Source organism: Mesorhizobium bavaricum, from assembly GCF_056781655.1.
In genome coordinates this window covers 4,745,954-4,766,741 of sequence record NZ_CM165566.1, presented here as the reverse complement: position 1 = coordinate 4,766,741, position 20,788 = coordinate 4,745,954, and the positions used below count along the sequence as shown (strand labels likewise).

The 20,788-nt window shown below is 62.7% G+C and carries 24 protein-coding genes; 6 read left to right on the top strand and 18 right to left on the bottom strand.

What is annotated here, in order from left to right:
• Positions 1-67 precede the first annotated feature (67 nt).
• From AC1RZR_RS23410 to moaA, 8 genes are all read right to left on the bottom strand, one after another.
• Positions 68-853: an ABC transporter substrate-binding protein gene (locus AC1RZR_RS23410; protein WP_379104516.1), complete on the bottom strand. Its 786-nt coding sequence runs from the start codon at positions 851-853 to the stop codon at positions 68-70.
• Between the two features lie 156 nt (positions 854-1,009).
• Complete coding sequence (gene mobB, locus AC1RZR_RS23405) at positions 1,010-1,519, bottom strand: molybdopterin-guanine dinucleotide biosynthesis protein B (RefSeq protein ID WP_477276829.1); 510 nt, start codon at positions 1,517-1,519, stop codon at positions 1,010-1,012.
• On the bottom strand, positions 1,516-2,148 hold the full coding sequence (mobA, locus tag AC1RZR_RS23400; protein WP_481826125.1) for a molybdenum cofactor guanylyltransferase MobA: 633 nt from the start codon (positions 2,146-2,148) through the stop codon (positions 1,516-1,518). Before mobA ends, mobB begins: the two co-directional genes overlap by 4 nt.
• A 44-nt stretch (positions 2,149-2,192) precedes the next feature.
• Positions 2,193-3,113 carry a DMT family transporter gene (locus AC1RZR_RS23395; protein WP_481826124.1) on the bottom strand — a complete coding sequence of 307 codons (921 nt, stop codon included), beginning with the start codon at positions 3,111-3,113 and terminating at the stop codon, positions 2,193-2,195.
• Positions 3,114-3,234: 121 nt separating this feature from the next.
• On the bottom strand, positions 3,235-3,594 hold the full coding sequence (locus AC1RZR_RS23390; protein ID WP_477276823.1) for a hypothetical protein: 360 nt from the start codon (positions 3,592-3,594) through the stop codon (positions 3,235-3,237).
• A 117-nt stretch (positions 3,595-3,711) separates the two neighbouring features.
• Positions 3,712-4,017 carry a hypothetical protein gene (locus tag AC1RZR_RS23385; RefSeq protein ID WP_481826123.1) on the bottom strand — a complete coding sequence of 102 codons (306 nt, stop codon included), beginning with the start codon at positions 4,015-4,017 and terminating at the stop codon, positions 3,712-3,714.
• Positions 3,972-4,184: a hypothetical protein gene (locus tag AC1RZR_RS23380; protein ID WP_481826122.1), complete on the bottom strand. Its 213-nt coding sequence runs from the start codon at positions 4,182-4,184 to the stop codon at positions 3,972-3,974. The genes AC1RZR_RS23385 and AC1RZR_RS23380 overlap by 46 nt, the downstream gene beginning before the upstream one ends.
• A 55-nt stretch (positions 4,185-4,239) precedes the next feature.
• On the bottom strand, positions 4,240-5,235 hold the full coding sequence (gene moaA / locus AC1RZR_RS23375; protein ID WP_481826121.1) for a GTP 3',8-cyclase MoaA: 996 nt from the start codon (positions 5,233-5,235) through the stop codon (positions 4,240-4,242).
• Positions 5,236-5,434: 199 nt separating this feature from the next.
• Here moaA and AC1RZR_RS23370 point away from each other — a divergent pair, with 199 nt between their 5' ends.
• Both AC1RZR_RS23370 and AC1RZR_RS23365 read left to right on the top strand, forming a co-directional pair.
• Positions 5,435-5,788 carry a gamma-butyrobetaine hydroxylase family protein gene (locus AC1RZR_RS23370; RefSeq protein WP_481826120.1) on the top strand — a complete coding sequence of 118 codons (354 nt, stop codon included), beginning with the start codon at positions 5,435-5,437 and terminating at the stop codon, positions 5,786-5,788.
• Positions 5,789-5,855: 67 nt separating this feature from the next.
• Positions 5,856-6,467 (top strand): pyridoxamine 5'-phosphate oxidase family protein, encoded by a 612-nt coding sequence (locus tag AC1RZR_RS23365; protein ID WP_481826119.1) that lies wholly within the window; start codon positions 5,856-5,858, stop codon positions 6,465-6,467.
• A gap of 19 nt (positions 6,468-6,486) precedes the next feature.
• Here the strand turns inward: AC1RZR_RS23365 and AC1RZR_RS23360 are convergent, their stop codons facing one another.
• Positions 6,487-6,939, bottom strand: a complete 453-nt coding sequence (locus tag AC1RZR_RS23360; protein WP_379104533.1) for a MarR family winged helix-turn-helix transcriptional regulator — start codon at positions 6,937-6,939, stop codon at positions 6,487-6,489.
• A 47-nt stretch (positions 6,940-6,986) separates the two neighbouring features.
• On the opposite strand from AC1RZR_RS23360, the gene AC1RZR_RS23355 reads away from it, so the two are divergent.
• Complete coding sequence (locus AC1RZR_RS23355; protein WP_477276812.1) at positions 6,987-7,898, top strand: alpha/beta hydrolase; 912 nt, start codon at positions 6,987-6,989, stop codon at positions 7,896-7,898.
• Between the two features lie 12 nt (positions 7,899-7,910).
• On the opposite strand, the gene AC1RZR_RS23350 is transcribed toward AC1RZR_RS23355, so the two are convergent.
• Entirely contained in the window at positions 7,911-8,306 is a 396-nt protein-coding gene (locus AC1RZR_RS23350; RefSeq protein WP_481826118.1) for a rhodanese-like domain-containing protein, read from the bottom strand.
• A 66-nt stretch (positions 8,307-8,372) separates the two neighbouring features.
• Positions 8,373-8,987: a TetR/AcrR family transcriptional regulator gene (locus tag AC1RZR_RS23345; protein WP_481826117.1), complete on the bottom strand. Its 615-nt coding sequence runs from the start codon at positions 8,985-8,987 to the stop codon at positions 8,373-8,375.
• 100 nt (positions 8,988-9,087) lie between these two features.
• Here AC1RZR_RS23345 and AC1RZR_RS23340 point away from each other — a divergent pair, with 100 nt between their 5' ends.
• Together AC1RZR_RS23340 and AC1RZR_RS23335 are read left to right on the top strand one after the other, a co-directional pair.
• Positions 9,088-9,849 carry a 3-oxoacyl-ACP reductase family protein gene (locus AC1RZR_RS23340; RefSeq protein ID WP_477276806.1) on the top strand — a complete coding sequence of 254 codons (762 nt, stop codon included), beginning with the start codon at positions 9,088-9,090 and terminating at the stop codon, positions 9,847-9,849.
• A 211-nt stretch (positions 9,850-10,060) separates the two neighbouring features.
• Positions 10,061-11,941: a L,D-transpeptidase family protein gene (locus tag AC1RZR_RS23335; protein WP_481826116.1), complete on the top strand. Its 1,881-nt coding sequence runs from the start codon at positions 10,061-10,063 to the stop codon at positions 11,939-11,941.
• Position 11,942: 1 nt separating this feature from the next.
• Here AC1RZR_RS23335 and AC1RZR_RS23330 read toward each other — a convergent pair whose 3' ends face one another.
• From AC1RZR_RS23330 to AC1RZR_RS23305, 6 genes are all read right to left on the bottom strand, one after another.
• A complete protein-coding gene (locus tag AC1RZR_RS23330) occupies positions 11,943-12,419 on the bottom strand; it encodes a hypothetical protein (RefSeq protein WP_481826115.1) in 477 nt (158 codons plus the stop codon).
• 104 nt (positions 12,420-12,523) lie between these two features.
• The gene (locus tag AC1RZR_RS23325) at positions 12,524-13,264 is read right to left on the bottom strand and encodes a lysozyme inhibitor LprI family protein (protein WP_481826114.1); all 741 of its coding nucleotides are present in this window, start codon (positions 13,262-13,264) and stop codon (positions 12,524-12,526) included.
• Between the two features lie 161 nt (positions 13,265-13,425).
• Positions 13,426-13,683, bottom strand: a complete 258-nt coding sequence (locus tag AC1RZR_RS23320; protein WP_477276798.1) for a PepSY domain-containing protein — start codon at positions 13,681-13,683, stop codon at positions 13,426-13,428.
• A gap of 76 nt (positions 13,684-13,759) precedes the next feature.
• Entirely contained in the window at positions 13,760-14,017 is a 258-nt protein-coding gene (locus tag AC1RZR_RS23315) for a hypothetical protein (RefSeq protein ID WP_481826113.1), read from the bottom strand.
• Between the two features lie 154 nt (positions 14,018-14,171).
• Positions 14,172-17,375, bottom strand: coding sequence for an efflux RND transporter permease subunit (locus AC1RZR_RS23310; RefSeq protein ID WP_481826112.1), 3,204 nt, complete (start codon positions 17,373-17,375; stop codon positions 14,172-14,174).
• Complete coding sequence (locus tag AC1RZR_RS23305; protein ID WP_481829105.1) at positions 17,372-18,478, bottom strand: efflux RND transporter periplasmic adaptor subunit; 1,107 nt, start codon at positions 18,476-18,478, stop codon at positions 17,372-17,374. Before AC1RZR_RS23305 ends, AC1RZR_RS23310 begins: the two co-directional genes overlap by 4 nt.
• A 288-nt stretch (positions 18,479-18,766) precedes the next feature.
• Between AC1RZR_RS23305 and AC1RZR_RS23300 the strand changes: the two genes are divergently transcribed.
• Complete coding sequence (locus AC1RZR_RS23300; protein WP_481829104.1) at positions 18,767-18,979, top strand: transposase; 213 nt, start codon at positions 18,767-18,769, stop codon at positions 18,977-18,979.
• Between the two features lie 114 nt (positions 18,980-19,093).
• Here the strand turns inward: AC1RZR_RS23300 and AC1RZR_RS23295 are convergent, their stop codons facing one another.
• A complete protein-coding gene (locus tag AC1RZR_RS23295; RefSeq protein ID WP_481826111.1) occupies positions 19,094-20,764 on the bottom strand; it encodes a winged helix-turn-helix domain-containing tetratricopeptide repeat protein in 1,671 nt (556 codons plus the stop codon).
• Between the last annotated feature and the right edge of the window lie 24 nt (positions 20,765-20,788).

The window sequence follows — 20,788 nt, the reverse complement described above, 5'->3', positions numbered from 1 at the left end:
CTTGTCTCCACTCTGGTCAGGGAAGAGCGAAAGGCGGCGGGAAATTTCCCGCCGCCTTTGTATATTATCAGGAATCGCCGCCGAAGACGTCGAACTTGAAGTACTTGTCGTTGATCTCTTTGTATTTTCCGTTGGCGCGGATGGCGTCGATGGCAGCATTGAACTGGTTGACCAGATCGGTCTCACCCTTGCGCACGGCAATGCCGGCGCCAGGTCCGAAGATTTCGACCGGCTGCGGCGACGGCGTGCCGAGAATCTTGCAGCAGGCGCCATCCGGAGTCTCCAGCCACTGGCTCAGCACGACGATGTCGTCTTCAATGGCGTCAAGCCGGCCATTGGCCAGATCGGCCTGCTCTTCCGGGCTGCTCGGATACCCCTTGACGGTGCTGTCGGTGTAGGTCTTCGAGGCATAGTTGAAATGCGTTGTCGTGGTGGCGACGCCGACAGTCTTGCCTGCGAGATCTTCCTTGGTCACGCCCTTCAGCGTGGTGTCCTTCGGCGCGGCAAGGGCCGAGGGCGTGTTGTAGTATTTGTTGGTGAAGTCGACCTTTTCCTTCCGCTCCGGCGTAATGGACATCGAGGCGACGATGGCGTCGAACTTGCCGGCCTGAAGCGCGGGAATGATGCCGTCCCAATCCTGGGCGACGAAGGTGCACTTGACCTTCATCTGGTCACAAAGTGCCTTAGCGATGTCGATGTCGAAACCGACGAGCTGGCCATCGGCGGTGAGGTTGTTGAAAGGCGGGTAGGCGCCTTCGGTGCCGATCCTCAGGGTCTTTTCCTGGGCCTGGGCTACGCCGAGCGTCAGCAGCGCAGCCGATGCGGCAAGCGCGATACGCAGTGCAATACGCATGATAGTCCTCTCTTATGGTCCCGGCCGTCGTTCCAAACGGCTCTGTGGGGCGGTGCTTTTGACCGCCCGCTGGCGCGATACTCCCACTCTTTCCGAGAAAAAAGCAACTGCAAAACCACAAAAATGGGCAAGACTATTCTGCCGCTACGTTACCTCTCAAGCAACGAGTCCGGTGGCCAGTTCGATGAAGTCGGCTATTGATTTCACGTCGTCGAGATCGAACATCGGCAGGTGCTCGCCTTCGGCCGCAAAATCGGCGGCGACGGCGACGATATTCGGATCACCTGCCGAAAGCGGCGTACGGTCCTTGGCTTCCAGCCGGCGGGTTTCGATCTTGCGGTGGGCTTCGCGCTTGTAGCCTTCGATCAGCACCAGATCGCAAGGGGCAAGCCGTGACAGAATGGCCTCCAGTGTCGGCTCATCCTCACCGCGCAGTTCGTGCATCAGCGCCCAGCGATTGCCGGACACGATCGCGACTTCCGTGGCACCGGCCTGCCGATGGCGGAAGCTGTCGGCACCCGGCTTGTCGATGTCGAAATCATGATGGGCGTGCTTCACCGTCGACACTGTCCAGCCGCGCCGGACAAGCTCGGCGACCAGCTTTTCGGTCAATGTCGTCTTGCCGGAATTCTTCCAGCCGGTGATGCCGAAGACGCGCCTGTTCATGGTTTCATGCTCTGCAACAGACGTTCGGCCCGAACAAGGTCATTGGGCTCGTTGATGTTGAAGAAAGGGTCCACCGGTTGGCCCGCGGATTGCAGAACCGGGAATTCCACCTCGACAAAATCATGCCGGTCGATGAAGGCCGAAACCCGCCTGATATCCTCATCGACCAGAAAGTGCCGCAAGGCGTCGCGACAATCCGTCGGCCACAGCGCGAAGGTCGGGTGCCGCTTGCCGGCCGAGCAAGCAACGGCAATCGAACCGGTGCGTTGAACGGTGGCAGTGGTCAGTCGCTCGACAAGATCAAGCGGCAGGAAGGGCGTGTCGCCGGCAGCGGTGACGATTGCCTTGCAAGCCGTGTTGGCGGCAGCCCATTCAAGGCCGGTCAGGACCCCGGCAAGCGGTCCGGCAAAGCCCGTGACCATGTCGGCAAGTACCGGCAGTCCAAAGCGGGAGAACCGCGCCGGATCGCCGTTGGCGCTGAGCGCCAGGGGTGCGATCTGTGGGCCAAAGCGCGACACGACCTGGTCAAGCACGCGACCGCCGCCAAGCGGCAACAGGCTCTTGTCGCCGCCGCCCATTCGTCGTGACTGGCCGCCGGCCAGAATGATTCCTGCAACATCTCGCTTCATGCCATCGAGCCTGTACGCCAGCCGCCGGAAATCACAAGAGCCTGCTAGATTCCATCCGGGACCATGGTTGGCCCTGTGCTTTCGGCGACGATCTTGCGCCGGCCGACGACCCGCTCGCGATAGAGTGCATAGAGGCCGGAGCCGATGATGATCGTGGCACCGATGATCATCGGCAGATCGGGAATATCGGCGAAGATGAACAGGCCAAGCAGGATCGACCAGATCAGCGCCGTGTAGCGGAACGGCGCGATGAAGGAGATGTCGCCGGCCCGCATCGCCATGATGATGAATTGGTAGCCGATGAGCACGAGCACCGCGGCCATCGCCAACAAGGCCGTGCTTTTCCCCGTCATCGGCGCCCAGCCGCCCATCGGCAAAAGCAACACGGCTCCCAGCACCGTCATGGCAAGCGCCGTGGCGGTCGACACCAGCAGCGTCGGAATGGCCTGGGGAATCCGCTTGGTGGCGAGATCGCGTACCGCACAACAGGCAACGCAGGCCAGCGCCACCAGCGAATAGACGCTGAACCCTTCGAAGCCAGGCCGCACGATGACCAGCACACCGGCAAATCCGACGGCGATGGCCAGCCAGCGCCGCCAACCGACGCCCTCGTTGAAGACCAGTGCCGCGCCCATCGTCACTGCCAGCGGCAGCGCCTGCAGGACAGCCGAGACGCTGGCAATCGGCAAATGGGCGAGCGCGATAAGGAACGTCACCGTACCGCCGGCTTCGCCGAGGACGCGCAGCGCCACCATTGGCTCCAGCATCGAGCGTAGCCGGACAAGGGCACCGCGCTGCCAGGCAAGCGAGCCGACGAAAAGCGTCGCAAACGCTCCCCTGATCAGCATGACTTGCGCCATGTTCATCGATTGCGACGAGTATTTGGTGATGGCGTCGTTGAGGGTGAAGCCGGCCATCGCCACCACCATGAACAACGCGCCGCGAAGATTTGGAGACAGGGGCAAGACGACTACCGGTTCTGCTTTGCAGCAAGCCTGTAGCAGCCGGATATGAGACAGCAATACCAAAGGGCTGGGCCACAGAATTTTCCGTAGCCCAGAATATCGCCTGCCATAGTGGCAGGCCTTACTTCTTCGGCGTCAGCACTTCGGTGCCGTTGCCTTCCTTGCCGGCGATCGTCCACAGGCCGTGCAGCGAACCGTCGTCCATCACCTTGTAGACGACGAGGCCGATGTCCTTGTCCATCACATAGCCGGCGGAGAAGGCATCGTCGTTGCGCATGCAGATACCGTCGGAAGATGAGCCGCCGGTTTCCCAGTGGATCGTGCACGTCGTTCCGCTGGTCAGCGTGATGGTGGCTTCGCCGCCGTAGGCCGAACCGTCGAAATTGGTGCCGGCGACGGTATAGGTGCCGCCGATGGACTGGGCCGCAGCGGGCAGGGCGGCGAGGCCAAGCAATGCCAAAGAAAGAAGAAGTTTGCGCATGGTGTGTTCCCCCGAGCGAAAGGCCGCTACGAGGCGGAGGCTAAGCGGGAAAACACCACCGGTAAATCAGGCGAACATTCGCGAACCGAGATTTGTCGGCGGTGTGGCCGAAAATGCTCATGGTCCCTTGAGGCTGCCGGCGATGGCGCCGACCAGCGGATCGTATTTCGGTTTCAGGGCCTGCGGATAATCGATCCAGACCGTGCGGATGACGCCATCCCGGCCGAACAGGCGCCGCTCGCAAAAAATCTTGCCATCCTTCAAGCCCGACAGCACCGCCCAGTCCTTGCCGGCCTTGCTGTAGGTGACCTTGTAGCCGATTTCGTCACTGGCCTTCTCGGCCGCCACGAAACCCTTCGGCGTGTCATCATCGATGTTCAGGATGCCGAGCAGATCAGGCTGGCGCCGTCGGCACTCAGCCATTCCTGGCCGTCACCATTGTCCGGTTCAGGCTGGCGGTCGGTGAAGATCTCGTCGGGAAAGGTGCAGACGGTGCCGAAGCGCTCGTTGACATAGGTGAACGGTGCGGCAACTGCATTGGTCGCTGCGATTGTTGCAATAACCGCCAGAAATGAGCAACACCTCTGCATATCTCGCCTCGAGACCAATGACCGAGGGCGATCTTGCATCAATTTCCCGAAAAGATCAGCCGCCGGTGACGCTCATGTGCCGCGAAACGGAGGGACGGCTGGTGCGGCGGTCGATGATGAAATCATGACCCTTGGGCTTGCGGCCGATGGCTTCGTCTATTGCCGCGGCGACCAGTTCGTTGCCTTCGGACGCACGCAGGGGCGCGCGCAGGTCGGCGGCATCTTCCTGGCCGAGGCACATATAGAGCGTGCCGGTGCAGGTCAGCCGGACGCGGTTGCAGCTCTCGCAGAAATTATGCGTCATCGGCGTGATGAAGCCGAGCCGTCCGCCGGTCTCGGCGACATGCACGTAGCGGGCCGGGCCGCCGGTCTTGAAAGGAATGTCGGTCAGCGTGAACTGGCGTTCCAGCGACGCGCGCAGCAGCGACAGCGGCAGATACTGGTCGGTGCGGTCGCCCTCGATCTCGCCCATCGGCATGGTTTCGATGACCGTCAGGTCCATGCCGCGGCCATGCGCCCAGCGCATCATGTCGGCCAGCTCGGCGTCGTTGAAATCTCTCAAGGCCACGGCATTGAGCTTGACCTTCAGCCCGGCAGCCTGTGCGGCATCGATGCCCTGCATCACCTTGTCGAGGTGGCCCCATCGGGTGATCTTGTGGAACTTGTCGGCATCGAGCGTGTCGAGCGAGACGTTGATGCGCTTGACGCCGCAATCGGCGAGTTCGGCGGCGAAACGCGACAGCTGCGAGCCGTTGGTGGTCAGCGTCAATTCTTCCAGCGCGCCGCTTTCGAGATGCCGCGACAGCTGGCGCACGAGGTGCATGATGTTCTTGCGCACCAGCGGCTCGCCGCCGGTGAGGCGCAGTTTTCTGACGCCTTTTTCGATGAAGACCGTGCACAGCCGGTCGAGTTCTTCCAGCGACAGCAGGTCTTTCTTCGGCAGGAAGGCCATGTCCTCGGCCATGCAATAGGTGCAACGGAAATCGCAGCGGTCGGTGACCGACACCCTGAGATAGCTGATCGTGCGACCAAAAGGATCGATCATGTCCATGCTTCAAGCGCTTCCCGTGGCCGTGAACGGCTTCGTTATATACAGCTATGTGATACGATCCGGCCGGTCATTCAAGATACCGCTTCTCGATCTTTGGTAACATCCCCTGGCCGACATCGCATGTCGGCTCACTTCAAACGGTCTTTTCCCCTGTGGCGAAGCAGCGTAGGGAAGGGTGATTGCTACGGGATCGAACACCATGACCGCACCCAGGGAACTCCGAGTCTCGAAGGATCGCAGACTGCTGTCCGTCACCTTTCCCGATCATCAGCCGTTCGAACTGCCGGCGGAGCTGTTGCGCGTCGCTTCGCCGTCGGCCGAGGTGCAGGGACATTCGCCCGAACAGCGGGTGACGGTTCCCGGCAAACGCGATGTCGCGATCCTGAAGATCGAGCCGGTCGGCAATTATGCCGTGCGCATCACCTTCGATGATTTACACGACACCGGTATCTTCACCTGGAATTACCTGCACACGCTCGGCCACGAGAAGGATGCGCGCTGGAATGCCTATCTTGCCGAGCTTGCGGAAAAGGGCTTGAGCCGGGACCGATGATCCCGTCGTTGTCGTCACATCGTCATCGATGTGGAGTAGCGCCGGCAAAGGTTTGGAGACGAAGACAATGTCCGTCATCACAACGGTCGAGCAGCTCGAGGCGCTCTATGGCATTCCGGGCGAAGCCTCGCTGGTCAAGGAACTCGACCACGTCATTCCCGAATATGCAGCCTTCATCAAGGCATCGCCTTTCGTCGCGCTGGCAACCAGCGGACCGGAGGGGCTGGACTGTTCGCCGCGCGGCGATCTCGCCGGCTTCGTGCGCATCGTTGATCCGAAAACGCTGATGATGCCGGACAGGCGCGGCAACAACCGAGCCGATTCGCTGAGAAACATCATTCGCGATCCGCGCGTCGGTCTGCTGTTCCTGGTGCCGGGCTCCGGCACGACGCTACGCATCAATGGCAGGGCTCATATCACGACGGATACAGCGCTGTGCGCTTCTTTCACTGTCGATGGCAAGGCGGCGCGCTCGGTAACCGTCGTCGATGTCGATTCGGTCTATTTCCAATGCGCCCGCGCCATTGTCCGCTCCGAGCTGTGGAATCCGGCGAGGCATGTCGACCCCAAGTCGCTGCCGACGCCCGGACAGATCCTGGAAATCACCAGCCTCAAGACCATCGACGGCAAGACCTACGACAAGGAGTGGCCGGAGCGGGCGAAGAAGACGATGTGGTAGGCCAGGGCTGAAAGGGCGGCTAGGCGTCCTTCAGCACGTCATAAATCTTGCGCATCTGCTCGCCGATCATGTCGCATTGTTCCGGCGTCGACTGGCTCATCGCTTTTTCGATCAGCGCCATATGCACTTTCAGCGCCTGCATCAGCAGCGCTTCCCCAGCCTCGGTCAGGGCAAGCCGCAGGATGCGCTTGTCCTTCTCGTCGCCCTCGCGGCGCAACAGGCCACGCGCTTCCAGCTGCGGCAAAAGCATGGTGATGTTGGAGCGGCCGACGAGCAGCTTGCGGGCAAGGTCGTGCTGCGACATGCCGGGGTGGCGGTAGAGGTTCATGAGCACGTCGAGCTGCGCCGGCTTCAGGTCGAGCGGCGCCAGCTTCACCGCCAGCGTGCGTTCAAGCACATGGCAGGCGCGCGCCACCGCGACCCAGTTGCGAAAACGCGGGTTGTCCCAAGGTAACTCTTGTTTATTGTTCATCTTTGAACTATTATGTTCATGCTTGAACGTATGGATGGATTCTCACTATGGCATCAATCGGGCTGAAGGTCATCCGGGGTGTGTTTGGTGCGGCCGAGCGTATTGCGCCGCGCCTCACCGGGCGCGCGGCTTTCGAACTGTTCTGCCGCACGCCGAACGTGAAGGCGCTGAGCGACGGCGAACGGCGCGCCGTCGACCGTGCCGCCGAGTTCATGACCGAGGCACGCCATCACCGGCTGAAGACAGCGACCGGCTGCGTCATGGTGCACGAATTCCGCCCGGAGCCGGGCAGGGCGAAGGCCGGCACGGTGCTTGTCGTCCATGGCTGGCGTTCGCGCACCGAATATATGCGGGCGCTGATCGAAGGCTATCGCGCAGCCGGCTACAGGGTCGTTTCGCTCGACCTGCCGGGCCACGGCCAATCGCAGGGCCGGCGGCTGAACATGGTCAATGCCGTGGATGCGATGCGGGTTGCCGGCGAATGGTTCGGCCCATTCGTGGCAGCGGTCGGTCACTCCTTCGGCGGCGCCGTCGCCGCCAATGCCATCGCTGGATCGGTCAAGAACATCCCGCCGCTGGTGGCCGGACGTCTGGTGCTGATCGCGGCGCCAAGCTCGCTGCCGGCGATCTTCGCCGACTTCAGCCGCATGCTCAATGTCGGCCCGCGCTCGCAGGCCGCCATGGCCGACCGGGTCGAACATCTTTCCGGCCGGCCGCTGCATGAATTCACCGGCGACCGCCAGCTCGCGCATGCACCGGTGCCGACGCTGGTCATCCATGCACCGGACGACCGTGAGGTTCCGGCCGATCATGCAACACGCTATGCCGGCGCCGGCGGCCATGTGCGGCTCTACTGGGCCGATGGGCTCGGCCACCGCCGCATTCTGGCAGACAAGGGCGTGGTCGGACGCGCGGTCGGCTTCGTCGCGGAGCATCGGGAGCCGTCGCTGCTGCACTGACGGTGATCGAATCTATTTCTTCTTCTCGCCGGGTTCGACCGGCAGTCCGGCCCCCTTCCAGGCGGTGTAGCCGCCAAGGATGTGCTTGACCGGCGACAGCCCCATGTCCTGCGCTGTCTTGGTGGCCAGCGCCGAGCGCCAGCCGCCGGCGCAGAAGAAGACGAAGCTCTTTCCCGAAGCGAAGAACGGCTTATGGTAGGGGCTTTCGGGGTCGATCCAGAATTCCAGCATGCCGCGGGTGACATGTTTGGCGCCGGGAATCCTGCCGTCGCGTTCGACCTCGCGTGGATCGCGCAGATCGACGAAGATGGTGTCTTCATCCTCGAGCAGCCCGGCCGCTTCCTCCGGCGACACCACCTCGATCTCGGCATTCGCCTCATCCAGCAGTTCGCGGTAACCCTTTTTCATGAGGCTAGTCCTCCCGACCGCGCATTTGGCTGGCTGTTGGATTTCCAGCACAATGACCGGCGTTTGTCACGCTCCGTCCGTCCCGGCTATCACCTGCCAGGCCGCCATTGCGCCGGCCACGGTTGCCAGAAGAGCCGAATGCGAGGCGCCGTCGCGGGCCTGGATCGACATGCCGTGCTGAACCGTGGCGTAAAAGGTAGCAGTAGCGTCGCAGTCCAAGTCCGCCGGCAGTTCGCCTTCGGCAACGCCGCGCTCGAGACGCTTCTCCAGCGCTGAATGGTTTTCGGCGCGGCGGCGGCGCAGTTCCTCGCAGATGGCGCCGCGGCTGGAGTCCTGGTGCAAAGCACCGAGCGTTATCAGGCAACCCTGCGGGCGATCGGTCTGCGCATAGGCTTTCGCCGTCAGGCACAAAAACTGTTCGATCGCCAGCCGCGCCGTCGGTGCTTCTTCAAGCGCCAGCCAGATGTCGGCACCCTCCGTGCGCGAATAAAAGTCTGTCGCCTCGAGGAACAGCGCCTCCTTGCTGCCGAAGGCGGCGTAGAGGCTGGGCGAGTTGATGCCCATGGCAGCGGTCAGGTCGCTCATCGATGCGCCTTCGTAGCCGCGAGCCCAAAAAACCTGCATCGCGCAGCGCAAGGCTGCGGTTCGATCGAAGGTGCGGGGACGACCTCGCTCAGACATCACGCTCTTTTCTGTGTTGATCGATACATAATTCAGTTGACGCTGCCGGGCAAGGCTGACAGGTATTTATGTGTCGATCATTACAAAAAAGGAGAAATCGATGTCATCCAATCAGCAGGCGGGCAACCAACTGGGCGGCAAGGCCGCGCTCGTCACCGGCGGCAGCCGCGGCATAGGCGCGGCGATTGCGCGAAGGCTCGCCACCAATGGTGCCAGCGTCGCAATCACCTATGTCAATGGCGAGGAGCAGGCCGTCGCGGTCGTCAGGGAAATCGAGGCAACCGGCGGGCGAGCCATCGCGATCAAGGCCGACAACCGTGATGCCAAGGCCATAGACAAGGCCGTCGATGACGCTGCGACTGAATTTGGCCGGCTCGACATCCTGATCAACAGCGCCGGCATCTGGCGCGCGGCTTCCATCGAGACATTGTCGCTCGCCGATTTCGACGAGACCATGGAGGTCAATCTGAGAGCCTCGTTCATCGCCTCCAAGGCAGCGGCAGCCCATATGGGCGAGGGTGGCCGGATCATCTCGATCGGCAGCAATCTCGCCGAGCGGGCAACCGACACCGGCCTCACCGCCTATTCGGCCAGCAAGGCGGCGCTTGTCGGCCTGACCAAGGCGCTGGCACGCGACCTCGGCCCGCGCGGCATCACCGCCAATGTCGTTCATCCCGGATCGACCGACACCGACATGAATCCGGCAAACGGCCCGCATGCCGAACACCAGCGGCAGAAGATGGCGACACCGCGCTTTGGCAAGGCCGACGACATCGCTGGCATGGTCGCCTGGCTTGCAGGTCCCGAAGGCCGTTTCATCACTGGCGCCGCGCTGACCATCGATGGTGGCGCCAACGCCTGATCAGCAATGGATCGCCCCGGCCGTAGTGGAGGCATCCCGCTTTGGCCGTCACGATGTTGTGAAACCGTTCTGCAACAGGCTTTCGGAAATTTATGAAAGCTTAACCAAATCAGTATGAATCAGTATAGTCGCGCCTTACATCCGCCATGCGGTGCGCGAGATCGTCTAGCGGTGCGGAACGGGAGCCGGTTACAACCGGAGCGGGTGGTCCATGAAATTCCTCGGAAACAAAGCAACCGTGATGCCGCTGGTGGCAATCTCGGCGACGCTGGCCTTCGGTGTGCCACAGGCAGGCGCGCAAGGGCTTTTCGAAATGCTTTTCGGGGGTGGCATCAAGCACGCTCCGCAAGGCGAATTTCCGCCTCCGCCTCCAAAGTATAAGCCCAAGGCACCAGGCGGCGGTGGCGGTGTGAAAATCAGCGGCCCGTCCTATTACACCTACAAGGCCGATCGGCTGGTTCGCATCGACTTTTCAGCGCTGGCGACGGCACCGCAGCCGGCGACGCCGCAGGACGCCGCTTTCGTGCCTTCAGCTACGGGTGCGGCTTTCCGTGATGCGGTTGCCGGCTTGAGCGACTACGAACTCTATGCCGAGCCGGACATCGCCAAGGCGCTGATCGCCTATTACTCGGCCAATCCGGATTTCATCTGGGTGACCGGAACCAGCCTCAACAGCCGCGCGCAAGATGCGGTGCGGGTGCTCGGCGAGGCTTCAAGCTACGGCCTCACGCCCGCCGACTATACGGTCGAAGTGCCCGCTGCCAGCGCGTCGCCGGCTGACGCCAATGCGCAACTGAAAGAACTCGTCCGCTTCGAGATGGCGCTGTCGGCCCGCGTGCTGCGCTATGCCCATGACGCCCAGAACGGCCGCGTCGAGCCCAACCGCATGACCGGCTACTATGATTTTCCGGCCAAGCCGATCGACCTGGCGGGCGTTCTGAAAACGCTGGCGCACACCCAGGAAGTGCGCACCTACCTTGAATCGCGGCATCCGCAGAATCCGGAATACCAGGCGCTGCGTGTCGAACTGGAGTCGCTGCAGGCCAGCGCCGAGAACGAAATCGTCGTCGACCCCAAGCTGTTGCTGAAGCCGGGCGAAACCAGCCCGGAATTGCCGAAGCTGCTGACCTTGATCGCGCGCAATCTCGACGACGAGATGGGCGGCGCCTATGGCGAGGTCCTGTCCAGGCTGGCCACCAGCCAAGTCTATGACCCGGAACTGGTTCCAATCATCAAGGCGTTGCAGCAGAAGGCAGGCATGAAGGGTGACGGCGTCATCGGCCCGCGCACCGTCGCGACGCTGGCCGGGACCTCCAAGGCCGACAAGCTGCTGAAGGTGGAAGTGGCGCTGGAAGAACTGCGCTGGCTGCCCTCCGACCTCGGCAGCCCGCGTGTCTTCATCAACCAGCCGGCCTTCACCGCGAGCTATATCGACAATGGCGAGGAAAAGCTGAAGACGCGCGTTGTCGTCGGCCGGACCACCAACCAGACCGCCTTCTTCTACGACCAGATCAAGCAGGTCGATTTCCATCCCTATTGGGGCGTGCCGCAGTCGATCATCGTCAACGAGATGCTGCCCAGATTGCGCAACGATCCCGGCTATCTCGACCGGGCCGGTTACGAGGTGACCGACTCGCGCGGCAAGCGCATCCCGTCGTCGGCGGTCAACTGGGGTGCTTATGGCGCCAACATTCCCTACAGCGTGCGCCAGCAGCCGAGCGAGGCCAATGCGCTGGGCGAGCTGAAGATCCTGTTCCCCAACAAGCATGCGATCTACATGCACGACACGCCACAGAAGTCGTTCTTCAAGCAGGACATGCGCGCGCTCAGCCATGGCTGCGTGCGGCTGCAGGATCCGCGCGGCATGGCGGCGGCGGTGCTAGGCACCTCGGTCGACTATATCGCCGAGAAGCTGAAGCACGGGCATTCGACCGAGGATGTGACACGCAAGATCCCGGTCTACGTCGCCTATTTCACCGCGTGGCCTGACATGTCCGGCAAGGTCGAATATTTCGGCGACGTCTACGATCGCGATTCGCGACTGAAGCAGGCCCTGGACGCCACCGAAGCGGTTCGCTCACCGTCGAGTTGAGCTAACGCTCCAACAGCGGCCGCCGGAAGCCGGCGTCCCGCCCGGCGATCAGCCAATAGACCAATCCGGCGACAAGGCCGGCAGCGGCGATGATGCCGATGTCGGCCCAGCGCTCGGGGTCCATATCCTCCGCTGAACTTGGCCAGATCAGGAAGAAACCGGCGGCGGCGGCCGCGGCACCGAAGACCATGTGCAACACGACGTTGCGCAACGAAAAGAGCTCGGCAATCAGCGCGAAGATGAGCGTCTGCAGTGCGGTCACGACTATGGTCAGGAAATAGACGAACAGGCCGAGCGGCGGCACCACCAGGACCGCTATCGGCGAGACGCCCATGACGTCGAAATAGCTGGGCGCGTTGGGCAGGGAACTGAGTGCGGCATAGATCGCCGCGACCGCGATCAAGCCGACCAGTACCGCCACCAGGTAGCCGGCCAACATCATCAATATGCGCTTTAGAACGTGCTTCGCCGTCGCCATGCCCCATCCCCCATGCGGCGCCCAAGCGTCCAGTCAGCCATCAAAGCGGGACTGACGCAAGGGGAGGCGCCCTTGGCAAGTCGTCGCGAAACGCGAAGGCCTGCTCAGGCGCCGCCACACAGATGCTCTGAGTCCGGCAGCGCCCATGACCCTTTGAGGGCGAGATCGATGCCGTAGTAGACACGGCCACGCTCATCGTTCTTGGGGCAAACCCTGGGAATGGAGATCAGACACATCTCGACCGGTTCGCCGACCTTCGAGGCGGCCAGGCCAGGGTCGCGATCATAGGAGACGGCAGTGCCGTCATTGGTGAATGTCGCGGCACTGCCACCATCCGGGCTGGCCGTTTCCAGCGGATCGTCGCCAAGCCGCGTGGTCAGCGTCTTGATATGGGTGGACGCGCATTGGCCGATTGCCGCGGGCAGGGGCTGGTCGGTCCCGTTCGGGTTTCGCGCGGCTGCTTCCAGCGCCTTCTTGCCGATCAGCGCGATGTTGTAGTCCTGCACCCACGGTGGCGCAGCGCCATAGGTTTGCAGCGCGTTGCTCAGCGCGCTGACAATGCAGGCGGTATCGGCCTTACAGGCATTGCGGTCGGCAATCAGCCCGCGGGCGATCTTGCGCTTGTCGCCGCCGAACGCCGGCTCGAAATCCTTGAACGCCCTGGAGACCAGCAGATCGATGGCCGACAGCTGCGGATCGGCACAGATCGCCTTTTCCGCCGGCAGGCTTGCCTTGCGGCAGTCGAAGGACGGTCCATCGGCCCGCGCCGAAGCAGTCCCGAGGATGCCGCAGGCCAGGATGGTCGCGAGCACAGCCAGAAAACAGGGTCGAACGGAAGATCGCATGTGTGCCCCCAAGCCAACACCCCAAGATGCGGTCAGCGCCCTGCTTCCACATCATACGCCAAGAGTGGACAATTTTAGGCAAGGACCCGTTGGCCGTTGAAAATGCGCGGAGAGCGGGCCGGCGCATCCGCATCGGGACAAGAATGTCTGCCGACGGACCTTTATTTTGGCTCGGCGGTCACAGGGTCGTAGGTGATTTCGACCTTCGCTTTGTCCGACGTGTAGTAGGTGACGACGTAAGCGCCGCTGTCCCAGTCGACCTCTTTCACATAGCGAAAGCCGTCGCGCTGCTCGACCTTGGCGAGGATCTCCGACAGCTTCTTGGCATTGGGTGGTGGCAACGGGCTCTCGTCCGCGGCAAGGGCCGGCCCGCCGGCGAGAAGAACGGCGACGCTTGTCGCCAGCAGAAATCTGGACATGGCTTTCCCTCAAAGTTTCGTCGGACAGAAACTCGCTGCCATGCCGGTTTGTTCCGCAACTGGAATGCGTGACCATTCAAGGTCTGTTGAGATTCAGGTCAGGCCGCGACGAAAGCGCGGGCACCAAAAAACCGCGATGGGTCGCATCACTATGCGTGGCTGGGCTCCGCTCGACGCCGAGCAATTCGAGGTCGCTTACGGTATAGCTTTGCGTCTCCAGCCATGCCGTCGTGTTGCCGCTGCGACATTTGCTGCCAAGGCGCTTCGACACTATGCCCTCAAGCCCCGCCTGGTCGACCAGATAGAAGACCGCATTGGCCTCGCCGCCCGGCATCGTCTCACTGAACTGGATGCGGCTGTTGGGCTGGATCAGACCGAGCAGGGTCTCCGCCGCACCTCGACGCCGAGGTCGTCCAGATCGTGGCCGTCGCCGCGCCGCGCCGATTTTCTGGAGTGATAGACCGCGCCCGACGCGGCGAATTCGTAACCTACTCGGCGGCCGTCTCCGATGGCGCCTCTACCGGCCCCGAAGGCTCGGCCTCGGCACGGGGCTTGCGCCGAGAAAACAGCGACCTGAGCGTGACGTAGAACACCGGCGTCAGGAACAGTCCGACGAAGGTGACGCCGAGCATGCCGGAGAACACCGCGGTGCCAAGCGACTGGCGCATTTCCGCGCCTGGGCCCGTTGCGATCATCAGCGGCACGACGCCGAGGATGAACGAGAAGGCGGTCATCAGGATCGGCCGCAGCCTGAGCCGGCAGGCTTCGACGGCAGCCTCGGCGGCCGTCAGGCCGCGTTCCTCCGCCTGCCGCGCGAATTCGACGATCAGGATCGCGTTCTTGGCGGCAAGCCCGATCAGCACGATGAGGCCGATCTGCACGAGGATGTTGTTGTCCAGCCCTCGGAAAGACACGCCGAGCAACGCCGCGAGCACGCCGAGCGGCACCACCAGCACAATGGCGAACGGCAGCACCCAGCTTTCATATTGCGCCGCCAGCGCCAGGAACACGAACAGCACCGACAGTCCGAAGATATAGACAGCGGCATTGCCGGTGTTGCGCTCCTGATAGGCGAGTTCGGTCCATTCATAGGAGGTACCGGCCGGCAGCGTCTTTGCCGTGATCCCCTCCATCATTGCCAGCGCCTCGCCCGTGGAAACGCCGGGGGCGGCGTTGCCCTGCAGCGGCACCGAGACGTACATGTTGTAGCGCTGGACCAGCGCCGGGCCCGTGACGTCGCGGATCTCGATCAACGTGCCGAGCGGAACCAGCGCGCCGGTCGCCGAGCGCACCTTCAGTTTCAAGATGTCGGCGCGATCGAGGCGGAACGCCTGGTCGGCCTGCGCACGCACCTGGTAGACGCGCCCGAACGCGTTGAAGTCGTTGACGTAGGCGGTCCCCAAATTGATCGACAGCGTCTCGAAGATGTTGGGGATCGGCACGTTCAGGATGCGCGCCTTGTCGCGATCGATCGCCAGGAAGAATTGCGGGCTCGACGCGGAGAACGTGGTGAACACGCCCGTCAGCCCCGGCGTCTTGTTGGCCTTGCCGGCGATTTCGTTGGCAAGTGCCAGGATCTGCCGCATGTCGGCGCTGTTGCGCTCCTGGATCTGCAGCTTGAAGCCGCCGGCATTGCCGATGCCGCGGATCGGCGGCGGCGGCAGTGCGATAATGAAGGCTTCCTTGATGCTTTGCAGGCTGCCGAACAGATTGCCGATGACCTGGGTCGCCGACAGGCCGGCTTTCAGTCGCTCGTCAAACGGCTTGAACCTGGCGAAGATCACCCCCGCGTTGCTGGCGTTGGTGAAGGTCGCGCCGGAGAAGCCGGCGAAGGCGACTGCGTAGTCGACGCCTGGCGTTTTCTGGATGATCTGCGACGCCTGTTGGATGACCGCATCGGTCCTCGACAGCGAGGCGCCGTCCGGCAACTGGACGACGACGATCGCATAGCCCTGGTCGAGCGACGGAATGAAACCGCGCGGCACCGCCTGCACCATGTAGACCGTGGCGCAGATGAGCGCCGCGAAAACGGCCAGCATGGCGGCGATCGTTATCCACGAACCGACCAGCACGCGGATGATGCTCGAATACCAATGGGCGACCCTGTCGAAGCCGCGATTGAAGCCGTCGGCGAGCGCCAGTCCGAACCGCGCCAGGAAAAAGCGCGGCGGTGCCGCCGCGGCGTGGTGCGGCTTGAACAGCAGTGCGGCCAGCGCCGGCGAAAGCGTCAACGAATTGAATGCCGAGATCGCCGTCGACACCGCGATGGTGATCGCAAACTGCAGGTAGAACTGCCCAGAAATGCCGGGGATGAAGGCTGTCGGCACGAACACGGCTATCAGCACCAGCGAGATCGCGATGATCGCCGTTCCGACTTCGTCCATGGTCAGGTGCGACGCCGGATTGGGCGCCAGCCCTCTGGCGATATTGCGCTCGACGTTTTCGACCACGACAATCGCATCGTCGACGACGATGCCGATCGCCAGAACGAGGCCGAACAGCGTCAGCATGTTGAGCGAGAAGCCGGCGGCGTAAAGCACCGCCAGCGTGCCGATCAGCGACACGGGGATCGCCACGATCGGTACGATCGCCATGCGCCACGATTGCAGGAAGACGATGATGACGATGATGACCAGCAGCATCGCCTCGAGGATCGTCTTGTAGACCTCCTGGATCGACTCGGCGACGAACTCGGTCGGATTGTAGACGATGTCGTAGCTCAACCCCTTCGGGAAGTCGCGGGAAAGCTCCTTCATCTTGTCCTGGATCTCCGCGGCTGCGGCGAGCGCATTGGTGCCCGGCCGCTGGAAGATGGCGAGCGCCACCGCCGGTTTGCCGTTGAGATAGGAGTTGGTGACGTAATCCTTGGCGCCGAGCTCGATGCGCGCCACGTCCTGCAGCGAGATCAGGCGGCCGTCGTCGGTCGATTTGACGATCACGTATCGGAAGTCGCGTGCGTCGTTGAAGCGGCCTTGCGTGGTGACCGTGTACTGGAACGCCGTGCCGGTGCTGGTCGGCGGCGCGCCGATCGAGCCGCCCGACACCTGGACGTTCTGGTCGCGCAGCGCCTGCACCACATCGCCCGAGGTCATCCCCAGGGCGGACAGTTTTTCCGGATCGAGCCAGATGCGCAGCGAATATTCGCGTTCGCCGAAGATGGTGAGGTCGCCGACGCCGTCGAGTCTGAGCAGTATGTCGCGCACCTGCGAGCGGGCGTAGTTCGAGACGTATAGCTGATCGTAGGTATCGTCGGGCGACAGCATGTGCACGACCATCATCAGGTCGGGCGAGCTCTTGGTGGTGGTGATGCCGAGGCGGCGGACTTCTTCGGGCAGGCGCGGCTCGGCGACCGACACGCGGTTCTGCACCAGCACCTGCGCCTGGTCGAGATCGGTGCCCAGCTTGAATGTGATGGTCAGCCCCATCGCCCCGTCGCCCGACGAATAGGACGACATGTAGAGCATGCCCTCGACGCCGTTGATCTCCTGCTCGATCGGCGTTGCCACCGTCGCTGCGACCGTCTCGGCGTCGGCGCCCGGATACTGCGCGCGAACGACGATGGTCGGCGGCGCGATCTCGGGATATTGCGCGACCGGCAGCTGGGTATAAGCGATCCCGCCGAGGATCAGCAGGACGATCGAAACGACCGATGCGAAGATCGGACGGTCGACGAAGAAATGTGCGAACCTCATTGCTGCAACTCGGCGGTCTCGGACTTGGGCGGCAACGTCACCATCTCGACCTTCACCTTGGTGCCGGGCCTGGCGTGCATCAGCCCGTTGACGATGATCGTCTCGTCGCCGGTCAGGCCCCCGCGGATCACCCGGTAGCCGTCGAGAAGCGGGCCGGTGCGCACGGGCTTCGCCGACACCATCCCGGCCTCATCCACCAGGAACACGATGCGGCGATCCTGATCGGCGCCGATCGCCTCGTCGGGCACCAGCACACCGCTATGCGGCAGCGACCCCGGCACGTTGATGCGCCCGAACATGCCTGGCTGGAGAATGCCGTCGGCGTTGGGAAAGCTTGCACGCACCCGCATGGTGCCGGTCGCGTTGTCGATCCGGTTCTCGGCAAAATCGAGCTTGCCTTTGAATACCGCCTCCGCGCGGTCGGCGACGCGAACCACCACATCGAGCCCGCCGGCGCCTTCCTGCATGCTGCCGCCACGCTGCTTCGCGTCGCGGGCGTAGCTGAAATACAGGCGCTCATCGACGTCGAAATAGAAGTCGATCGGATCGCGCGTAACGATGGTCGTCAGCAAGGTGGAATCCGGCTGCACGAGGTTGCCGACCGACACCAGCCGGCGGTCGATGCGGCCGGACAAGGGCGCCTTGATCTCGGTGAATTCCATGTTCAGGCTGGCCGTCGTCAGCGCAGCCGTCGCGCCCTGCATCTGCGCCTGCGCCGAAAGGTATTCCCGCCGGCGGTCGTCGACCGTCGCGGTTGAGATATTGCCGGTCTTGGCGAGTTCGTCGGCGCGATCCAGCTGCATCTTGGAGAATTCGAGCAGACTCTTGGCGACGTCCACTTGCGATTTGGCGGCATCATAAGCCGCCTGGTACGGACGCTGGTCGATGGTGAAGAGCAGGTCACCCTTGTTGACCAGTGCGCCGTCCTGGAAGCTGACCTTGTCCAGATAGCCGCTGACCCGCGAACGGATGGCGACCTGGTCAACGGCTTCGAAGCGCCCGACGAACTCGTCGTCTTCGACGATTTCACGGACGACCGGCTTGGCCGCCGTCACCACGGGTAGCTGCTGGTCCTGCGCAAACGCGGTGCTGCTGAAAGCCATGCCGAGCAGGAATGCCGCCGACACGGCGGCGCGGGCAAGCCAGCCGGCCGATCGACAGGGTCGCCCGCCCGCGTCGCGATGCAATCGCCCATTCTCTGGGGTGTCCATTTGCGTCCTCGCTCACTGGACCCGGAGGTCGGTTGATCCGCTTCTACGCTCAGGCTTTTCGTCGAGATCAGAGCACTGCAGTGTTGTGCATGGCAACAGGATCATTTTCCATGTGGGCTGAAATGTCCACCCTGTGGCTGCCCGCCATCGGGCTAAAGCCAGTCGCCGGGCGATGTCGTCATCCTCGACAACGTCGCCTTCCACAAGAGCCCGCGAGCCGAATACCTCCGCGGGCGATGCGGCGCCTGGCTCCTCTTTCTGCTGCCATACTCGCCCGATCTCAACCCGATCGAAATTGGCGTACTCAAAGCTGAAAGCGCTGCTCAGCAAACGTGCAACGCGATCCTTGGACGCCATCTGCAACGCACTCAGCGAAATCTGCGACCTGTTTAGGCCCCAGCAGTACAGAAACTTCTTCAAGGCTGCCGGATATGAGGCTGATCAAAACGCTACTCGCTTTGGCGTCAAAACCCAATCAGCAGGCGGTCGCCGCATACGGGTCGGCCGTCACTCCGGCAACCCCGCGAACCGCATGTGTCCGATCCAGCGGTCGAGGGCTCCGGGGACGAGGTAGGTCTTCTCCCACTGCCTGCGTTGCTTGCTGATGGAGTCGCCGGGCGAGTCTTTGAGGAAAACTGCAAGCGCTTCCTTTGCCTCCCGCTGGTTTCCCAGACAAGCGTAGATACCCGCAAGCATTCGGTGTGCGCCGATCGGGATTGGGGACATTTTCCGCATCGCCGTCAGCGCAGCCCCGCAATCATTCTTTTCGTAGAGCGCCCAGCCCATCTGCCAGTTGAACCAGTCAGGATAGAAAGGATCGATGCCCTTGGCCTGCTCGATCCGATCGATCGCTTCGTCGATGCGCCCAACGTTCAGTAGCACGCCTGCACTGTGGACGAGGATATTCGGGTCGCTGGGGTTCAGGGCAATGGCCCGGTCGTACCGCGCAATGGCCTGCTCGAACTCTCCAGCTTCGTTCTGGATCTGGGCGCGGGCAAAGTGCGCTCCGGCGTCATCAGGAGCGAGCAGGAGAGCCTTGTCGGCGTATTCGGCGGCGCGCTTCAACGCCTCGTCGGGGTCATTTTCCTGCTTGTGCCAGAATACCGAGTCATTGCGATAGTACCAGGCCATCCCGATATAGCCGAACTGGGAGTTCGGATCCGCTTCGATCGCCTTGAGGCTGAACTCCCGCAGCAGCTCGTTCCGCGCGGCTGAGAAATCCTCGGTGATCCTGTCCCTCCCCATCAGGTAATAGCTGAGCGCGCTGACCTGCGCGGCGTCGCTCTTTGGCAGGGGGCGCTCGACGCTCTGGCCGACCCGATCCGCAAGCGTGCGGATGATCTCCTCCTGGACGACAAAAAGATCGCCAATCTCCCGGTTGTAGGTGTTGGCCCACACATGTGATCCGTCATGCGCATTCAGCAACTGGGCGGACACTTTCAGCCGGTCTCCGATCTTCTGCTGGCTGCCCTCGAGCAGGTAGTCGACGCCGAGTTCGTCTGCGATCTGCCTGATGTCGACCGGCTGGTCGCGATACCTGAAGCTCGAGTTCCGGGCGATGACGGCATAAGTCTTGCTCCGCGCAAGCTCGGTGATGATCCCCTCGGCGACGGCATCGCTGAGATATCCCTTGTCCGCGCCAGCACTCATGTCGTCGAAGGGAAGGATCGCAATCCTCGGCATGTCGCTCGAAGGAACTGGAGCGGCTTGCCATGCTTCGGTGCCGTAGTATGCGCCGATCGCGACAGCGAAGAGAACGATTGCAGCAAGAATGAAGCCGCGCTGCGATCGGGTCTTGGCACGTTCCGTGCCGGCTGCGGCGTTTGGGTTCGCCGCTTCCGACGGATCGGCATTCAGCCGGTAGCCTCTCCGTGGGACGGTTTCCACGATCGCGTGCGCGTCGTCCGCCAATGCGCGGCGAATATCGGCAATGCATTGAGTGAGGCTGTCTTCGGTCACGAAGGTATCGGGCCAAACCGCCTGCATCATCGCATCCTTGGACACGATCGCGCCTGGTCGCGCCGCGAGCACGGAGAGCACCTCGACGGACTGGCTGCGAAGATTGACCGCTTTGCCTTCGACGGTTCGGAGTTCGTTGCTGCTCGCAAGAAAAACAAAACCGCGGAACGTGACCGTTTCAGCAGATTTCAGGTCAATTTCAGGGGCCGTTCGGGACATTTCACCCTCTTGGCGCGCTTCCTA